This is a genomic window from Pseudomonas sp. UMAB-40 (genome assembly GCF_900095275.1).
Taxonomy (GTDB): domain Bacteria; phylum Pseudomonadota; class Gammaproteobacteria; order Pseudomonadales; family Pseudomonadaceae; genus Aquipseudomonas; species Aquipseudomonas mandelii_B.
On sequence record NZ_LT607619.1, the window covers coordinates 1 to 589 of the forward strand.

General features: G+C 52.3%; 1 protein-coding gene. It reads left to right on the forward strand.

Translation table 11 applies throughout. From position 1 onward, the window contains the following. Positions 1 to 47 precede the first annotated feature (47 nt). Positions 48 to 589 (forward strand): DJ-1/PfpI family protein (locus K0F88_RS32020; protein WP_219097876.1); only part of this gene is annotated, 542 nt, incomplete at its 3' end.

A 589-nucleotide genomic window follows, 5' to 3' on the forward strand; every position in this document is an offset into this window, starting at 1 on the left:
GTTTGTTGTCGCCAAATGTTATTGGCATTCATGGAGGATTCTGACTGATGGCACGTGTGGGATTGATACTGACACCCGGTTTTGCGGACTGGGAATATGCTTTCATTGCTGGAACTGCGTCCCCGTTTTACGGGATCGACGTCAGGTTTTTCGCTTCTGCTACGGGTCAGTTCCGCTCGCAGGGTGGATTGGCTGTAACTGTCGATAGCAGTTTGCAACAATGTCTGGACTGGAAACCGGACGTTGTTGTCGTCATTGGAGGAATGGTCTGGGAAAGTGCAGAAGCCCCGGATATTCGAGGCTTTCTTCATGCTAGTCGTTCAAATGGAGCGACAATTGCCGGTATCTGTGGGGGAACGCTGGCACTTGCTAGGGCCGGGCTTCTCGACACGGTTCCTCATACCTCGAACAGCGCTGACTTCTTAAAACAGAATGCCGAAGGTTATGAAGGGCGCACGCTTTATCGAAACAGTCCGGTAGCTGTGGTTGCAGACCGCATCATAACTGCTCCAGGCCCTGCACCCGTTAGCTTCACCTGCGCAGTGTTCGAAGGTGCCGGGCTATCTTCAGAGATCATTTCTCAGTTCAG